The following is a 17,400-nucleotide window of genomic DNA, read 5'->3' on the forward strand; positions in this document are numbered from 1 at the left end:
ATGAGTCAAAAAATAATCGTAGATCCTATTACAAGAATTGAAGGGCATTTAAGAGTTGAAGTTGTTGTTGATGATAACAATGTGGTAAAAGAAGCTTATGCGGGCTCTACTTTGTGGCGTGGTATTGAAACCATAGTAAAAGGGCGTGATCCAAGAGATGCAGGTTTTATGACGCAAAGAATTTGTGGAGTTTGCACTTTTTCACATTATAAAGCAGGTATAGTTGCTGTTGAAAATGCTTTAGGTATTACTCCACCTTTAAATGCGCTTTTAACAAGAACTTTAATGAATGCGGCTTTATTTTTACACGATCATATCGTGCATTTTTATCAACTTCATGGGCTTGATTGGGCTGATGTGGTAAGTGCTTTAAGTGCTGATGTTAAAAAAGCAAGCGATGAAGCTTTTAAATACACTCCAAATCCTTATGCAACAGGTGCAGATAAACTTCTTGAAGTGCAACAAAGACTTAAAACTTTTGTAGATAAAGGAAATTTAGGACCTTTTGCTAATGCATACTATGGTCACCCAACTTATCGTTTAAGTCCTGAGCAAAATTTAATCGTTCTTTCTCACTATTTAGAATGCTTAAGAATCCAAAGAATCATTGCTCAATGTATGGCGATTTTTGGAGCTAAAAATCCACATCCACAAAGCTTAACTGTTGGTGGTGTAACTTGCGTTATGGATTTGCTTGATCCTGCAAGAATGGGTGAATATATGGTTAAATTCCAAGAAGTACAAGACTTTGTTAATCGCGCGTATTATCCTGATCTTGTGATGGCAGGAAAAGCTTATGCACATGAAGCAAGCGTTTTAAATGATATAGGGGTAAATAATCTTTACACCTTTAAAGAATTCCAAATCGGAAGAGATGAATGGCTTTTTGAAAGTGGTATTATCAAAAATGGAGATTTAAGCAAGGTTTATGAAGTAGAAGAAGATAAGATTACTGAAGAGGCAACTCATTCTTGGTATGCAGACAATGAACCTTTACATCCTTATGAGGGCAAAACAAATCCAAATTATACAGGACTTGTAGATGGGGAAAGCGTAGATCATCATGGAAATCATGTTCATTCTAAAGTGTTTGATACTAAGGGTAAATATAGCTGGATTAAAGCTCCACGCTATGAAGGAAATCCTATGCAAGTAGGACCTTTAGCAAATATCGTTGTAAATTATGCTAAGGGTAATCCAAATGTTGTTCCTGTAGTAGATGAGTTCTTAAAAGAAACAGGACTTCCTTTAAATGCTGTATTTAGTACACTTGGAAGAACAGCTGCGCGTTGTATTGAAGCAAAAATCGTTGCAAATAATGCTTTAAAAGCGTTTAATAATTTAGTTGAAAATTTAAAAGTAGATCAGAGTACTTGCGCGCCTTATGTGATCGATAATTCTAAAGAATACAAAGGACGCTATATGGGGCATGTGCCACGCGGAACATTAAGTCATTGGTGTAGAATTAAAAATGGCGTCATTGAAAACTGGCAAGCTGTGGTGCCTTCTACTTGGAATGCAAGTCCAAAAGACGCAAATGGCGTAGGTGGAAGTTATGAGCAATGTTTGATAGGACTTAAAATCGCTGATGTAAAACAACCGCTTGAAATCATTAGAAAAATTCACTCTTATGATCCTTGTATTGCTTGTGCGGTGCATGTAATGGATACTAAGGGCAATAATCTAAGCGAATATAAAGTGAATGTCAATTTATAAGGAGGCTTTCATGCAAAACAAAGAAGAAAAATTGCAAAGAAAAGCTGAATATGAATTTAGCATAGGTTTGCGTTTAACGCACTGGGTAAGAGCTATTGCTATAGTGATTCTTATTGGCACAGGATATTATCTTTCTTATGTGTTTCAAAGTCCTATTAGTAACGGCGAACCCGTAAATTTTATGCAAGCAAAATACCGTTTAGTACATCAAGCGGTGGGTTTTGTTTTAATCGCTTGTATTATTTTTAAAGTATATTTGTTTTTTTGTGACAAGGTGAGTGCAAAAGAACGCAGAAGTGTATGGGATATTTTTAATATCAAATTATGGATAGAACAAGTAAAATTTTACATTTTCTTAGGAAAACATCCGCATTTAAAAGGGGTTTATAATCCTTTGCAATTTGTAACTTATTTTTTCTTTTATCTTGTGATGTTAGGTATCATTCTTACAGGGCTTATTCTTTATACTCATACTTACCATGAGGGCTTAGGTGGGCTTTTATATCATATTTTAAGACCACTTGAAGCTGCAATGGGCGGTTTGGCTGATGTAAGAACTTATCATAGAATTTTGATGTGGGTGATTATGATTTTTGTACCAGTACATATTTACATGGCGATTTTTAACGCAGTAAAAGGTAAAGATGGTGCTATGGATGCTATTATTAGCGGATATAAATTTGTAAAAGAAGAAAAGCATTGAAATTCTTAGTCCTTGGAATAGGCAATATCATGTTTGCAGATGAAGGCTTAGGCGTTCATCTTTGCAAACAACTTGAAAAAAACTACAAATTCACTCATCCTGAATTTACTTTAGATTTTGTTGATGGTGGAACTTTGGCTTTGCAACTTAGCTATATCATCGCTAGGTACGATAGACTTATCGTTTTAGACTGCATAGAAGCGCAAGATGCGAGTATAGGAGATGTATTTTTCTTTCCTTATGATGCTATGCCTAATAAAATTAGCTGGAGTGGAAGTGCTCATGAAATAGAAATGCTTCAAACCTTGCAATACATGGAACTTGCAGGAGATTTGCCTAAAACACACATCTTAGCTTGTGTGCCAAAGCGTATCGAAGCGATGAGTTTTAAGCTCTCAGATGAGCTTATACAAGGGGTTAAAATCATGGAAAAAACTTTACTTGATTTTTTAAACAAGGAAGGTTTTGTTTATGAGAAGATTGCGGATTTTTCCTTGCAAGAATTAGCCGATATTTCTTATAAAAATTTCTAAATTTTTGTTCTAAAATTCATAGCTTTATTTAAAGAGATTAAATCCACATTTTCTAAATTTACACCACTTGGAATTCCTTGAGCGATTTTACTAAAAGTTAGGTTTAAGCCTTTAAATTTATCTTCTATAAAAAAGATAGTTGCATCAGAATTAATGCTATGTGTCAATGCAAAAATGAGCTCAGAGATATTTAGCTTAAGTATGATTTGCTTTAGTTTTTCAAGTTTTTCTTCATTTAACCCATCTAAAACAAAATATAGCCCATTGTAACTTTGACTCTCTTCGAGTGTTAGTATATCTTTTGGGCTTTCAACTATACATAAAATGTTTTTATTTCTTTCTTCATTGCTGCAAATTTCGCAAAGCTCATTTTCACTTAAAGCACCGCATTGCTCACAAGGTTTTATAAAGCGGATAGCATTTTCTATATTGTGTGCGAGTTTCATACCATCGATTTGATTATTTATGCAAAGGTGATAAGCAAGCCTTATGGCGGTTTTTTTTCCTATGGTAGGTAAATTTGCAAAACTTTCAACAAGTTCGTTGAATTTTTCTAGGCCTTTTGCCATTATTTTTCTTTATCTCCAAAGAAAATTTTAAAGCAATGCTTTCCATCATCATAAAAATAAATCAAATCAAAATTATGCAGTTTGCATACCTCTGAAACTATATAAAGTCCTAGCCCCATACCTTTAACCTGATTGTGTTTTTCTCTTGCGAAAGCTTCAAGATAATGTTCTATAGGCTCTGCTAAAGGCTTGCCTGGATTTTTAATAGTAAAACATTCTTTACAACAAAAAAGCTCACAAGTGCCATTGTTTGAGTATTTTAAGGCATTATCGATAAGATTTTTTAAAATTACAGAGAAAATTTCCATATCAACATTGATTAAAGCATCATATCTAATATCAACTTTTACAACTTTATTAAAATCATCTCTCATAAGGTGTTCTTTAGCTTCCTCAAGTATAGTGCTAAAACGACTAGGTTTAAAGTGTAAGTTGTAGTTTTTTGAAAATAAATTTTCGATTTTGGCAAATTCATTGATCAAAGAATCCATACGTAAAAATATAGCGATAAGTCTTTCTTTTTGTCTGTCTTCTTTGATCATTTCAGAAATGATTCTCCCTTTTCCTATAGGAGTTTTTAACTCATGCATAATTGTTCTTAGGAAAAGTTGTCTTGATTGGATTAATTCTTGATTTTTTTTAAAAGCTTTTTGAAATTCAAAGGCGATTTTGCCTACTTCATCTTCTTGATAATCTAAAAAATCAGGTTGCTCCCCATTTGCAACTTTAGCAACTTGCCTTCTTAATTTTTTTAAAGGTTCTAAAGATTTTAATACCGAAAAATACATAAAAACAACCAACAAAGAAAAAGAAAAAAATCCTATTAATAAAAGATTATAAACTCTATCGCTAGTATTTTCTTCATATAAGCCATCAAAATCTTTACATTGAACATCAAAATAAAGATTGCTATGATATTTTAAAGAAGAAAGGGTGCAAAATTCTCCATTTGCTTTAAAAAGTGATTGTCCATTATTTCTTATGCTTTTTACAAGATAGGGATTTTGTATAGTATTAAAACCGCTATTTTCAAGATAGGATCCTATTTTAGCACCTGAAGTGTTTTCATAGGAGATGAGTAAATTTTTTATAAGATTTTCTTGTTTTAAACTTTCTTCTTCGTTGTAAGCACTTCCTTCTATTTTCAAAAGAACGATAAAAAGCACACAAACTAAGAAAAAAGTAACAACAAATAAAATAATTAGCTTGGTATAAATAGAATAATTTTTTGTCATCCTATTAGTTTATATCCTATACCTCTAACAGAAAAAATATGTTTTGGAGATTTTGAACTATCTCCTATTTTTACTCTTAATCGACCAATGATAACATCAAGACTTTTAGAATCTTTATCTTTTAGATTTTTACAGCGACTTACAAGCTGTTCTCTTGAAACGCTATATCCGTGCTGCTGGATAAGGTATTCTAAAATTTCAAACTCAGCAGGAGTAAGTGTTAAAACCTTATCTTCATAGGTGATCTCATGCCTTCTCTCATCGATTTTGAAAGCAGAATTAATATTTTCATTATTTGCGTGTTCAACTCTTTTTGTGCGACGAATAAGACTCATAATCCTTGCATACATTTCTTTTGGATCGTAAGGCTTTGGTAGGTAATCATCAGCACCAATTTGAAGCCCTACAACCTTATCGCTTAAGTCGCCTCTAGCTGATGAGATAATAATGGGAATATTGCTTTTTTGTCTGATTTCTCTACAAACTTCAAGACCATCAATTCCTGGTAAAGTTAAATCCAAGATTAGGCAATCATAGCCTTGAACGCCTACATTTAAGGCGCTTTTAGGATTTTCAAAATTTGTGATTTTAATATTAAACTGCGCTAAATACTCAGATAATAATTGCGCAAAATCAGGATCATCTTCTATCATCAACACATTAATCATTTTAGTATCCTTTAAATTTTATCTAAGATTTATAATATTTGCATAATTTTATTTAAAATTTGATAAATTATTGATTTTATTTTTGCTAAAATTAGATTTTTGAATTTTTAAGATTAAAATTCTAGCAAAATTTTAAATTTTTTAAAGGAATAATGTGGAAATAAGTTATTATGAAATTCTTGAAATCACGCAAAGTGCTGATAAAGAAACCATAAAAAAAGCCTATAGAAAAATGGCTTTAAAATACCATCCCGATAGAAACCAAGGCGATAAAGAAGCAGAAGATAAATTCAAGCTTGTTAATGAAGCCTATGAAGTTTTAAGCAATGATGAAAAGCGAGCTATTTATGATAGATATGGAAAAGATGCTTTAAAAGGCGGTGGATTTGGTTCTAATAGCTCAGGTTTTGGTGGTTTTGAGGATTTAGGAGATATATTTTCTAGTTTTTTTGGAGAAGGCTTTGGCTCATCATCGCGTCGTAGAAAGAGTTCAAATGATGAGAAAATCCCTTCCGATTTTATCGTTAATTTAAAATTAAGTTTTAAAGAAGCGGTTTTTGGTTGCAAGAAAAATATAGATTTTACTTATAAATGTTCTTGTAAAACTTGTAATGGAACAGGGGCTAAAGATGGAAAACTTCAAACTTGTCCAAAGTGTCAAGGTAGAGGACAGGTTGGAATTTCTCAAGGTTTTATCACTTTTGCACAAACTTGCCCTGATTGTCAAGGAAGTGGAGAAAAGGCTAGTGAAAAATGTAGCGATTGTAAAGGTTTAGGTTATAATGAAAGCAAAGATAGTGTAGAACTTAATATCCCAGAAGGTGTAGATACAGGTATGAAACTTCGTGTCAATGCTAAAGGCAATATCTTAAAAAATGGCACTAGAGGGGATATGTATGTTAAGATCATTGCTGCCGAAGATGATACTTTTATCAGAGATGATGACGATATATATATAGAATTTCCAGTGTTTTTTACTCAAGCTATTTTAGGACAAAGTATCAAAGTACCTACCATACGCGGTGAAGCAAGTTTAAATTTACCAAAGGGTGCTAAAGATGGGCAAAGATTTGTTCTTGAAAAAGAAGGAGTAAAAGATGTTCATAGTTCTCGCATAGGAAATCAAATCGTTCAAATTTCTATCAAATTCCCAACTTCTTTAAACGATGAACAAAAAGAACTTTTAGAAAAACTAAGTGAAAGTTTTGGTATCAAAGATGGTATGCATCAAGAGCAAAAAGGGCTTTTTGAAAAAATCGCTAATTGGTTTAAGTCCTAATTTTCCTAAAGCTTTTTAGCTTGGGAAAATCTTTTTTTATATAAATTTAAGTTTTAAAAATCAGGCATAAAAAAAGGCGGGGTAAAACCCCGCCTTGAAGTTAGACTTGAAAACTTTTTAGAATTTGTAAAGAGCTTGAAGTCTTACAGCATCGTGATGAGTGCTTTCAGGATCTGTATTAACATTTACATAAGAGTAGAATGCTGAGAAGTTAAGTTTTGGAGAGTATTTGTAATCTACTCTTGCAACAGCTTCAAGTTTCTTACCACCATTGCCAATTTCCCCTGTTTTTGTTCCACCGTATACAAAGTCAGCACCAACGCGAACTGTTTCATTAAAAGTATATCCAGCAGTTACATAACCAAAGATATTTCTACCAATATCGCCATTTAAATTAGAACCATTAGTATAGAAAATTTCTTCACCTGCAAGCAAAGAGCCAAGATTACCTTGATCTTCAATTGTGGTTAAAGTAACTTTATCTTTTTTACCATAGTATAAACCACCAAGGCTAGCATCCCAACCATTTAATTCAACACTACCTCTTAAAGCGAAGAAATTACCGTTAGCTGCTTGATTTGAAAGTGCATTTTTAAGTTTGCTATCCAAGGAATTTCCTAGGTAAGCACCTTCGATGGTCCAGTTGATTCCATCAAAGATAGTTGTGCTATAAGCTGCATCTACAGCATATAAGAATGCATTATCACTCATATAAGCTAACCATAATTGAGGATTAAATTGTCCACCTAAGAATTCATAAGAACCTATGGCAGCAGCACCATAAAGATTTTTATCCCAGTTTAAAGCACCGCTTGTATCGCTATCACCTTGAGGATTTCCACGATTAAATTGAACTCCTGTAATTTTGTTACTACCAGGATCTTGAGTGATTATTACAGTAGAGTCTGAAGCTTCGTTGAAACTATCTACTGCAAAAGCAGCTAGAGTTAAACCATCGATGCTGTTGTTTACTACTTTAATACCTGTTCCAACTAAACCATCAACTCCATTATCAGTCCAGATAGTGTTTAGTTGTTGTTTACCAGCAATTACGCTTGTTGCAACATCTTCATTTGTATAAGTTAAATATAATTGGCGAACACTTAAGGTATCACTTGTGTTGCTGATGCTATTTTCACCATAACCACCATCTTTCGAATTATAGTCAAATTGAACAAAAGCTTTGAAGTTATCAGCTATAGCGGCATTAAAGTTAACTTGTGCTCTGTATTTATGATCTTGTTTACCAGAAATACCAGAACCATAATTATCATTGCTCCATGGATTGCTACTTTCATATCTGTATCTTAATACTCCAGATACATCGATATCTTTGATCGCTTCTTCAAGTGGAGTAGCGTTAGCTGCTGAAAAAGCACCTGCAGCAAGAGCTGCAACTAAACTAAGTTTAACTAGTTTCATGAGAATTCTCCTTGTCAAAAATTAATAAAACATCGTAATTGTAGCACATAAATTTGGAGTTTTTTCTTAAGAAGCACTTAAAATAGTAAAAATTTTAAATCTGAAGGATAAAAACATCTAAAGAAAAGCCTAGCTAAAGGGATTTAAGCTAGGCGTGTAATTTTAAGGAGTTTTTCTTATGAATGTTTTTCGGTTCGTTTAGAAGTATAAGTCTAAAAAGTAAACGAGAAGTAATATATAGTTGTTTTAAATTATTTTGATAAAAAAACAAGTAAATTTTTACAAGCTAGGGATAAAATTTTATAAGTTTCATCAAAATTCCCACTATACCAAGGATCAGGGACTTCATTATAGTTTAGACTAGGACTAAAATCAGTGATTTTTAAAACTTTGTTTTGGGTGTTGGTGAAGTTTTTTAAAACATTTTTGAAGTTGGAATTGTCCATAGTGATTAAAAAATCGCTTTCATCGCAAAGCTTTTGAGTGAGTTTTTTGCTTATGAAATTTTTGTGTTCTATGTTAAGTTGGGCAAGCTTGTTTTTGGTACCATAGTGCATACCTTCTCCATCGTGTTCTCCTGAAGTTCCAGCACTGCTTATAAAAAATTCTTTTTCTAAATTTGCTTTTTTGACAAGATCTTTCATGATAAATTCTGCCATAGGTGAACGGCATATATTGCCTAAGCATATAAAGAGTATTTTTTTCATTTTTATCCTTGAGTTTTAATTAAAAATTATAAAAAATATCATACAATAAATCCATGGAAAATTTCAATAGAACTTTGCTTGTGTGTTGGTTTGGTGTTTTTACCACAAGTATGGGGCTTAGTCAAATCGCTCCGATTTTGCCTTTTTATATCAAAGAACTAGGACATGTTAATACGAGTGAAATAGCGTTTTATTCAGGACTTGCTTTTGGGATCACTCCGCTTTTTATGGCTGTTTTTTCGCCTTTATGGGCTTTTTTAGGTGCAAAGTATGGTTATAAAAATATGCTTCTTCGTGCAAGTTTTGGGATGTCGGTTTTAACCTTATGGCTCAGTTTTGCTCATAGTGCTTTAGAAGTGGTTTTTGTGCGGGGTTTAACAGGAGTAATTTCAGGTTTTACTTCTGCTGCTGTTGTGTTTATCGCTGTAATAGCGCCTAAAGAAAAAGTCGCTTATGCTTTAGGAACTCTTTCTACGGCTTCTATAAGTGGAAGTTTGCTTGGGCCTTTGTTTGGTGGCTTTGTGGCTGAATTTTTTAGCATTAGTGCGGTTTTTGATGTGGTGGCTTTTTTGATCGCTTGTTCTTTTGTGACGATTTATTTTTTCATCCATGAAAGAAAAATTCAAAAAGAGGCGAAGAAAAATACCCAAAAAGTAAAAGAAAACAAAACCCTTATCATCGTTCTTTTTATCACTACTTTTGTGATACAATTTGGTACTTTTGGAGTGATGCCGATTTTAAGTATTTATGTTGAGCAAATTCATCAAGGTGGAACTTTAGCTCTTTGGGCGGGTATAGTGGTGGCTGCAAGTGGGATTAGCAATCTTTTTTTCGCACCAAAACTTGGAAAAATCGCTGATAAGATAGGGCCTAGTAAGATTATTTTTGGAGCTTTGATATTTTGTGGAATTTGCTTTTATTTGCAGGCTGTAGCAAGTAATGTTTATATGCTTATTTTTGTGCGTTTGCTTATAGGTATAGGGCTTGGAGGGCTTTTGCCTTGTGTGAATGCCTTGCTTAAAAAAAGCGTGAGTGCTAAAAATTTAAGTGTGATTTTTGGTTTTAATCAAACTTGTCAATTTTTGGGAAATTTTTGTGGTGCTTTTGGTGGAGGGCTTATGGCTTCGCATTTTAGCGTGGAATTTGTTTTTACTTTTGTGTGTTTGATTTTTATCATTAATGCTTTTATTTTCTTAGCGTTTGAGAAAAAATATATCTTTTCAAATCAAGGTTTATAAATTTAGAAAGGTTTAAAATGGAAATGATTTTATTTGTTTTAGTGATGATTTTGCTTGTGCTTTTGTTTGTAGTGCTTTTTAGGCAGTATAAAAGCCCTAAAATAGAAGAAAAAAGCACGCAAAGTTGCAGCTTAAATCCATAGGAGAATTAAGTGTTTTTCAGGTTTTTAGTAAAGAGATTGTCACTAAAAAAGATAGTGCTTTTAATGGAATTTGGAAAAATCTTTTAGGATGGTCTTTGAGTGAAAGACAGATTGCTTTGATTTTTGAATTTGAGATCACTTTCTTGTATGATTTAAGGGATAAAAACTTTGATATTTTGCCTTTAGGGGACGATGCTTATAAGATCATCATGCCAGAGTGTAGATACAAACACAGCATCATAGATATGAAATTTTATGATGAAAAAAATGCTAAATTTTTACCTTTTTTACTGCCTGATTCTATCAATAGTACGGGAATTAATTTTAGCGAAAGTGATAAAAACAAACTCATAAAAGAAGCCAAAGATGAGGTTAAAGACTTGTCTTTAAATCTTATCCAAAATTTAGAAAGCAAAATTCATAAAAGTGCTAAGGATACTTTAGAAGCTATTGCTAAAGGTTTTGGGGCTAAGAGAGTGGAATTTGAATTTAAGGATAACACGCAAAAGCTAGATGTAAACTAGCTTTTTTCTTTTCTTGCTTGAGTGATGCTTAGTTTGTTATTTTGTAAATTTTTTGATTATTTCATAGTTTTGTAAAAGCTGTTCAAAAGAAAAATTTAAATTTGAAGGAGAAGTTGAGGGTAGGGCTACGGCTTTTAAATGAGAGTGAAATTTAGTAAAAAATTTATAAGCACTTTGTCCGGTGGTAAAAATGGCTTGGATTTTGGCTTGAGAAAGGATCAGGTTTAAATCATTAGCTTTTGCATAACTTATGGTTTTATCATCTGAATTTTTTATCTTGCAACTTTGAAGTACATCCCAAAGAGCGATATGTTTTTTTCTTAAAAAGGCTTGTTGTTCTGTGATATTTTCTAATTTTACATCAAAAAGTGTTTCTAGTATAGGCCAAAAACGATTTCTTGGGTGTTGATAATAAAAGCCGTCTTGTCTTGATTTAATAGAAGGAAAAGAGCCCAAAATTAAGATTTTAGAATCCTTGTCAAAAAAAGGCTCAAAAGGATGAGTTAGAAATTCACTCACTCGCACAAATCCACAGAAATTTTTCCGTTTTTAATTTCGCTGATTTTAACTTTTAAGCTTTGGTTTTCGCTTAAATTAAGATGCTTGCTTTTTGAACTATGCAATAAACCATCAACACCATTTTTAAGTTCCACAAAGGCTCCAAAAGGAGCGATTTTTTTAACAATACCTTGAAATTCTTGCCCAAGTTCAAAGTCTGATATATCTTTGTCTTTAGAGCCTTTTTTAGTTCCTTTTTGAGAGCTTGTGATGTTTATGATGTAGTCTTTTGCGGCTTTGATTTGTTCGTTTTGATTACCTGCTATTTTTACTTCACCTTTTTCGCGATCTAAGTCTATAGAAACGCCAAATTTTTCTATGATTTCTTTGATGGTTTTTCCAGCTTGCCCTATGATATCAACGATTTTTGAAGGATCAACGCTAAAAAGCTCAAGTTTAGGTAAAACTTCTTCATTGACTACGATTTCTTTGGCGGCTTCTTCCATGATATTTAGGATGTGAATTCTTCCTTCTTTGGCTTGGTATAAAGCTTGTTTTAGTGTTTCTTGATCGATTCCGCCTAGTTTTATATCCATTTGAAGAGCAGTAACGCCGTCTTTGCTTCCTGCTACTTTAAAGTCCATATCCCCATCATGATCTTCAAGTCCCATGATATCTGTTAAAACAGCAAATTTGCTATCTTCAAAGATAAGCCCCATGGCTACTCCTGCAACAAGTTTTAAGCTTGGCACTCCTGCTGCTTTTAGGGCTAAAGATCCGCCACAAACCGTTGCCATAGAACTTGAGCCATTGCTTTCTAAAATTTCACTGACTAAGCGGATTACATAAGGATAGTTTTCATCTATGCTTGGATAAAGTGCTCTTTTGGCTAAATTTCCATGTCCTAGCTCTCTTCTTCCTGGAGCTTTGATAGGACTTGCTTCGCCTACTGAAAAACCTGGAAAATTATAATTTACCATAAAGCGTTCGCTTATAGGATTTTTTTCTGTAAGCAAGTCTATCATTTGAGCATCGTTTTCTCCGCCTAAGGTTGCAACCACTAGAGCTTGAGTTTGTCCACGAGTGAAAAGACAAGAGCCATGAGCGTTTGGCAAGATATTGGTTTCTATACTGATAGGACGCACCTCGTTTAAACTTCTACCATCAGCTCTTTTGCCTTCATTTAAAATTTGCTCACGAATAAGTTTGCGTTTGACTTTAGCTAAGGTATTTAAGATACTTTCTTCGCTCCAGTCTTTAGCGATTTCAAGATTTAAAATTTCTTTAGCGATTTTATTTAGTTCGCTTGCTCTTTCACTTTTTGCCATTTGGTTGATGGCTTCTTTGATTTGTTTTTGGAAATTATTTTCTATAAAAGCTAAAATTTCAGGATGTTCAATCTCATTTTTTAGTTCGATTTGAGAATTTTTTTTGTGTTTGCTAAAGGCTTCTTCATAAGCATTTGAACCATTTAATATAGCTTTTTGAGCTAAATTTAGAGCTTCTAAAATTTCATCTTCGCTAAGTTCATTCATATTTTGTGAAGTGGTTTGAGTTAAAACATCAGCATAAGGAGCTTCGATAAAAATTTCATTTTCTTTTTGATCAGGTAAGGCTCTCATTTCTATCATCAAAAGCTCATCTTTTACACCTGCTACATAGAGATCTAGAGTGCTATTTTGAAGCTCTTCATTGTTTGGATTGAGTATGAAATTTCCATCTATCTTTCCTATGCGAACACCACATACTGGAGCTTTCATAGGTATATCACTAAGATAAAGTGCCACGCTTGCGGCATTTAAGCTCATTACTTGCAAATCTACTTTAGGATCAGCTGAGAGAACCATCACAACGATTTGAGTTGGATAAGCATAGCCTTTTGGAAAAAGAGGGCGTAAGCTTCTATCGATAATACGTGCTGTTAAGGTTTCTGCATCGCTTGGCTTGGTTTCTCTTTTAACATAGCCACCAGGGATTTTTCCTGCGGCATAAGCTTTTTCGATGTATTGGACGGTTAGAGGTAAAAAATCTTCTTCAACTTGTTTTTCTTCTCTTGCAACTGTAGCTAGAACAACGCTTTTGCCTTGTCTCATTAAAACAGCACCAGCAGCTTGTTTGGCGACTTTATCTATATCAAATATTTCTGTATTTTTGTTAATTTCTATGCTGTATTGCATTATTTTTCCTTTTTTACCAGATAATAAATTCGTAAAATTTTTTAAAATATTTAGCAAATTTCATCCTTTTTAAATTTTGTTTTCACTTTCTGCTAAAGAGAAATCGTATTTTACTCCTCCTAAAGGATAGAAGTTGAAAATAAAATAAACTCCGCTTTGATTTTTAGCTGTGATACCACCACTTGTGAGTTGTGGATCGATTCTTTCTCTATACATTAAAGAATAGTTCCAACATTTTCTTTGGTAGGTATAGCCAAGTTCCCACATGTTTGCATGAGCTCTTTGGGTATCAAACCAAATTCCACCAAATAAATTGTAATTAGGTGTGGCAATATAATTTGCTCTTGTACCAATAAAGCTATATTTTCCATACTCATCGTTTTGATAAGCATGAGAAAACATCCAATTAAATTTTGAATTTGTATTGACTTCTATTTGGCTGATGACATTGGTAAAGCGACTTTGTTCATAAGAGTAAAGCACTTCGCTGTTGAGATTGATATTTTCATTAAAATAATAAGTTAAAAGATTTTCAAGTTCATAGAATTCATTTTGTTTATTGAGGTAGTCAAGTGAAAATCTGTGTTTGAGTTTTTTTTGTCCTTCGTTGTTATAGAAATATTGCACAGCATAAAGACTTGTATGTTCATTTTCTTTGTCGTATTCTTCAAGATAATCTTGCGTGATTTTACCTGATTTTGCTCCTGGTAAAACGTAATTCACCCCTAAATTTAAAGTATGAAAGAAATTTTCATAAGCTTTTGAAAGATCGGTGTAGAGATTAAAATCATGAGTGTTTCTAAAATAATGCTCATGGTTTCTTTCGGGATCGTTGCTATAATTTACAAAAGAAGCATAAAATCTTTCTGTAAAAGTAAAGTGTAAAAAATCTCCAAAAAAAGCATTGTGATACGAGATAGGCAAGTCTAAATTTAACTCATTTGCATAAGAACCAGCAGGACGGTAAAAATTATGAAATGAAGTATCAAATGAATAACGCAAGCGTTCATCAAAAAGGTTATTTAAAAATCTATGATATTGAAAGCTTGGATATTCTTGCAAGGTTGTATTGTTGCTAAGTTTAGATGTGTCGATATAATATCTTGCATAAGCTCCATAAAAATTGTTTTCATCGGCTAAAAAATAATTGATTTTGGAGGTTACAAGCGAGTTAAGATCTCGATAATCTCTACTTCCTAAATTTAAATAATCCACATCGTTGAGATAGGTTGCATCTATCCATAGACCTTCTTGAAAATTATCGCTGAGTAAAGATTTGATTAAATCATCTCTTGAGTATTTTAGTTCTATTCCATAGTGGGTTTGATTTTTCAAATTTTCATCGTGAAAATAGGAGCTATTTTCCCTAAAAGCACCAAAATTTAATTCTCCTGTTGAATATGGAGAATCAAGAAATCTTAAAGTAGAATAAAGTCCAAAACCACGGTTTGTTCGAATTTGTGGATCAAGTTCTAAATCCCAATTTTCTTGAGTGGCTATATAAATAGGTTGTTCATAGTATAAGCCTTCGCTACTTTTTAAAACGATTTTTGGGATTAAAAGCCCGCTTTGTCTATGAGTATCAGCACTAAATCCAAAATAAGGTAGATAAAAAACCGGGGTATTTTTAACATATAATCTTGCATTGTAAAGATGAACAAAATTGGTTTCCCGGTTAAGCCAGCCTTTTGAAAAACGAATTTCCCAATCAGGATCTTCAACATTGCAGCTTGAAACTGCTGAAATTTTACTTTCAAAGACTTTATCATTTAGATGGCTTGTTTTGCTTTGAAACCATACTTCAAGATTGTTATTGGAAAAGAAAAAATTACTAAAATCGGCTTGATTGGAATTTAGGTTGATTTTAGCATAATCAGAATGTGATCTTTCGTTTTGTCCCCTTAGGATGTTAACATCGCCAAAAAGCTCAACATCTCCGGTTTTTTCATTGTAAATTGCTTTATTGGCAGTGATGAAATAAAAATCAGAAAAAATAATAACATCATTGTTTGCAGTAAGAATATCACCTTCTTTTTTTGCATCAAGAGCGTAAATATCAACTTGTGCTGCACTTAAAGCTATGCTAGTTCCTAGCAATAAGGAAAATTTACGCCACATCGACTACTATTGTCCTTGCTAGATAATCCTCCCAAGCTTTACGTAAATCATTGCTTAAAGCCCAAGCAAATCCAAGCATAAATGCCATAGCACTAACCTGTCTTATGGCAGATCTGATGCAACTTTGGATGAGATTGGGTTTGTCAAGAAGATTTTCATCCAAGATGATAATTTTGCATAATATTTTTCCCAAACTTGCCCCATAAAGATAAGTAAAAATTGCTTGATAACTAAAATGAAGCAAGATGAAGCCAAGATAAAAATTTCCTATAATTTGAGTTGTTTCAAATAAATCTTTTGCTTGGATTAGACGATCATAAAAAATGATAAACACAATCAAAGAAATAATCATATCATCGATTAAAAAAGCTAGAACTCTTTTTCCAAAACTTGCTATTTTTAGATTTTCACGCTCTAAGCGGTCTTGTAAATTTTCTTTCATTTAAGAACCTGATGAGCGATGTCTTTTCTGTATTGCTTTCCTTTGAAATTTACATTATCACAAAGTTTATAAGCATTTTTTTGCGCTTCTTCTATACTTTTTCCTGTGCCAACGCAAACCAAAACTCTTCCACCATCAGCCATTAATTTGCCATCTTCTAGGCTTACTCCAGCATAAGAGATATGAGAGTTTTCAGGAATGTTATTTACAGTAATTTCACTTTTTGGTGAACTTTTGTAAGGATAGTTTTCACTCGCGCATACAACCCCTACTGCAAATTCTTTTTTGATTTTGATTTTTGTGTGTCTTAAGCGTCTTTGAGTAGCAGCTAAAATAAGCTCCAAAGGATTTTCGATTAAAGGCATTAAAACTTCACATTCAGGATCGCCAAAGCGAACATTAAATTCTAATACATAAGGTTTATTTCCAACGATCATAGCACCTATAAATAAAACACCACAAAATTCCGCTCCTTCTTTTTTCATGCCTGCTAAAGTCGGTAAAATAATATCTTTTTGAACTTTTCTAAGCAAGCTTTCATTCGCTAAAGAGCTAGGAGCGTAAGCACCCATTCCGCCAGTATTTGGCCCTTGATCATTATCGAGTAATTTTTTGTGATCTTGTGCTACAGGAAGTAAAACAAAATCATTGCCATCACATACTGCAAAAATGCTTAATTCATAACCATCTAAAAATTCTTCAATTACAACGAGTTTTCCAGCATCTCCAAAGCTTTCTCCGCTCAGCATTTTAGCTGTTTCTTCTATGGCTTCTTCATGAGTCTTAGCTATGATAACACCTTTTCCTGCGCAAAGTCCATCGGCTTTTACTACTATAGGAGGGGTTAAACTATGTATAAAATTTTTTGCTTTTTCAATATCATTTGTGTTTAAAAATTTGGCTGTTTTGATACGGTATTTTTTAAGAAAGCTTTTCATAAAAGATTTTGAGGTTTCAAGCATTGCAGCAGCTTTACTTGGCCCAAAAATAGCAAGTCCTTGTTGTTTAAAAATATCTACAACACCTTCAGCTAAAAAACTTTCACTTCCTACTATACAAAGATCAAAACCTTTTTCTTTCGCATAGGTTGCTAAAACTACTGGATCTTTTAGGTTTAAATTTGTTCCAAGACTTTCGGTAGCGCCATTTCCAGGAGCAAAATAAAACTCTAAATTTTTGTCTACTCTTCTTAAGGCTAAAGCAATAGAATATTCTCTTGCACCACTACCCAAAATCATTATTTTCATTTATATCTCCTTTTAAACCCAAACAGCCGTTTAACAAAGATTGACCCCAAAAAGTCAAAGAAAACCGCTAGGTAATTTTTAAAGGCTGCAACTTCTCGCTTTTTTCAAAGCTCAAACGATGCCACAGAACACGGTAAATCACACAATCGCAGTTAATAAAAATGTGTTGGATCACTTTAAA

15 protein-coding genes and 1 pseudogene are annotated in these 17,400 nt (G+C 33.0%); 6 read left to right on the forward strand and 10 right to left on the reverse strand.

Annotation, left to right across the window (positions count from 1 at the left end; genetic code table 11):
* The 3 genes from AJN60_RS08785 to AJN60_RS08795 are packed head-to-tail and all read left to right on the forward strand — an operon-like array spanning position 1 to position 2,952.
* Positions 1-1,716, forward strand: coding sequence for a nickel-dependent hydrogenase large subunit (locus tag AJN60_RS08785; protein ID WP_070286288.1), 1,716 nt, complete (start codon positions 1-3; stop codon positions 1,714-1,716).
* Positions 1,717-1,726: 10 nt separating this feature from the next.
* On the forward strand, positions 1,727-2,419 hold the full coding sequence (cybH, locus tag AJN60_RS08790) for a Ni/Fe-hydrogenase, b-type cytochrome subunit (protein ID WP_002855770.1): 693 nt from the start codon (positions 1,727-1,729) through the stop codon (positions 2,417-2,419).
* A complete protein-coding gene (locus tag AJN60_RS08795) occupies positions 2,416-2,952 on the forward strand; it encodes a HyaD/HybD family hydrogenase maturation endopeptidase (RefSeq protein WP_070286289.1) in 537 nt (178 codons plus the stop codon). Before cybH ends, AJN60_RS08795 begins: the two co-directional genes overlap by 4 nt.
* On the opposite strand, the gene recR is transcribed toward AJN60_RS08795, so the two are convergent.
* The 3 genes from recR to AJN60_RS08810 are packed head-to-tail and all read right to left on the reverse strand — an operon-like array spanning position 2,949 to position 5,424.
* On the reverse strand, positions 2,949-3,521 hold the full coding sequence (recR, locus tag AJN60_RS08800) for a recombination mediator RecR (protein ID WP_070286290.1): 573 nt from the start codon (positions 3,519-3,521) through the stop codon (positions 2,949-2,951). The genes AJN60_RS08795 and recR overlap by 4 nt on opposite strands.
* Entirely contained in the window at positions 3,521-4,756 is a 1,236-nt protein-coding gene (locus tag AJN60_RS08805; protein ID WP_044780121.1) for an ArsS family sensor histidine kinase, read from the reverse strand. The genes recR and AJN60_RS08805 overlap by 1 nt, the downstream gene beginning before the upstream one ends.
* Positions 4,753-5,424: a response regulator transcription factor gene (locus AJN60_RS08810; protein ID WP_002861955.1), complete on the reverse strand. Its 672-nt coding sequence runs from the start codon at positions 5,422-5,424 to the stop codon at positions 4,753-4,755. The genes AJN60_RS08805 and AJN60_RS08810 overlap by 4 nt, the downstream gene beginning before the upstream one ends.
* Positions 5,425-5,578: 154 nt before the next feature.
* Between AJN60_RS08810 and dnaJ the strand changes: the two genes are divergently transcribed.
* Positions 5,579-6,703 (forward strand): molecular chaperone DnaJ, encoded by a 1,125-nt coding sequence (gene dnaJ, locus AJN60_RS08815; protein WP_070286291.1) that lies wholly within the window; start codon positions 5,579-5,581, stop codon positions 6,701-6,703.
* 117 nt (positions 6,704-6,820) lie between these two features.
* On the opposite strand, the gene AJN60_RS08820 is transcribed toward dnaJ, so the two are convergent.
* Together AJN60_RS08820 and AJN60_RS08825 are read right to left on the reverse strand one after the other, a co-directional pair.
* Entirely contained in the window at positions 6,821-8,125 is a 1,305-nt protein-coding gene (locus AJN60_RS08820) for a major outer membrane protein (RefSeq protein WP_070286292.1), read from the reverse strand.
* A gap of 251 nt (positions 8,126-8,376) precedes the next feature.
* Positions 8,377-8,832: a low molecular weight protein-tyrosine-phosphatase gene (locus AJN60_RS08825; protein WP_002861952.1), complete on the reverse strand. Its 456-nt coding sequence runs from the start codon at positions 8,830-8,832 to the stop codon at positions 8,377-8,379.
* A gap of 53 nt (positions 8,833-8,885) precedes the next feature.
* Between AJN60_RS08825 and AJN60_RS08830 the strand changes: the two genes are divergently transcribed.
* Together AJN60_RS08830 and AJN60_RS08835 are read left to right on the forward strand one after the other, a co-directional pair.
* A complete protein-coding gene (locus AJN60_RS08830; protein ID WP_070240375.1) occupies positions 8,886-10,070 on the forward strand; it encodes an MFS transporter in 1,185 nt (394 codons plus the stop codon).
* 17 nt (positions 10,071-10,087) lie between these two features.
* Positions 10,088-10,737, forward strand: a pseudogene (locus AJN60_RS08835) (DUF4230 domain-containing protein).
* A gap of 36 nt (positions 10,738-10,773) precedes the next feature.
* On the opposite strand, the gene AJN60_RS08840 reads toward AJN60_RS08835, so the two are convergent.
* The 5 genes from AJN60_RS08840 to purD form a co-directional block, all read right to left on the reverse strand.
* Positions 10,774-11,256 (reverse strand): DNA-deoxyinosine glycosylase, encoded by a 483-nt coding sequence (locus AJN60_RS08840; RefSeq protein WP_070274396.1) that lies wholly within the window; start codon positions 11,254-11,256, stop codon positions 10,774-10,776.
* A complete protein-coding gene (locus AJN60_RS08845) occupies positions 11,253-13,412 on the reverse strand; it encodes a polyribonucleotide nucleotidyltransferase (RefSeq protein WP_052949410.1) in 2,160 nt (719 codons plus the stop codon). Before AJN60_RS08845 ends, AJN60_RS08840 begins: the two co-directional genes overlap by 4 nt.
* A 69-nt stretch (positions 13,413-13,481) precedes the next feature.
* On the reverse strand, positions 13,482-15,530 hold the full coding sequence (locus AJN60_RS08850; protein WP_070286293.1) for an LPS-assembly protein LptD: 2,049 nt from the start codon (positions 15,528-15,530) through the stop codon (positions 13,482-13,484).
* Positions 15,520-15,972 (reverse strand): RDD family protein, encoded by a 453-nt coding sequence (locus tag AJN60_RS08855; protein ID WP_002871012.1) that lies wholly within the window; start codon positions 15,970-15,972, stop codon positions 15,520-15,522. The genes AJN60_RS08850 and AJN60_RS08855 overlap by 11 nt, the downstream gene beginning before the upstream one ends.
* Positions 15,969-17,219, reverse strand: coding sequence for a phosphoribosylamine--glycine ligase (purD, locus tag AJN60_RS08860; protein WP_002861945.1), 1,251 nt, complete (start codon positions 17,217-17,219; stop codon positions 15,969-15,971). Before purD ends, AJN60_RS08855 begins: the two co-directional genes overlap by 4 nt.
* Between the last annotated feature and the right edge of the window lie 181 nt (positions 17,220-17,400).

The organism is Campylobacter sp. BCW_4323 (assembly GCF_001763115.1).
GTDB classification, from domain to species: Bacteria; Campylobacterota; Campylobacteria; order Campylobacterales; family Campylobacteraceae; genus Campylobacter_D; species Campylobacter_D jejuni.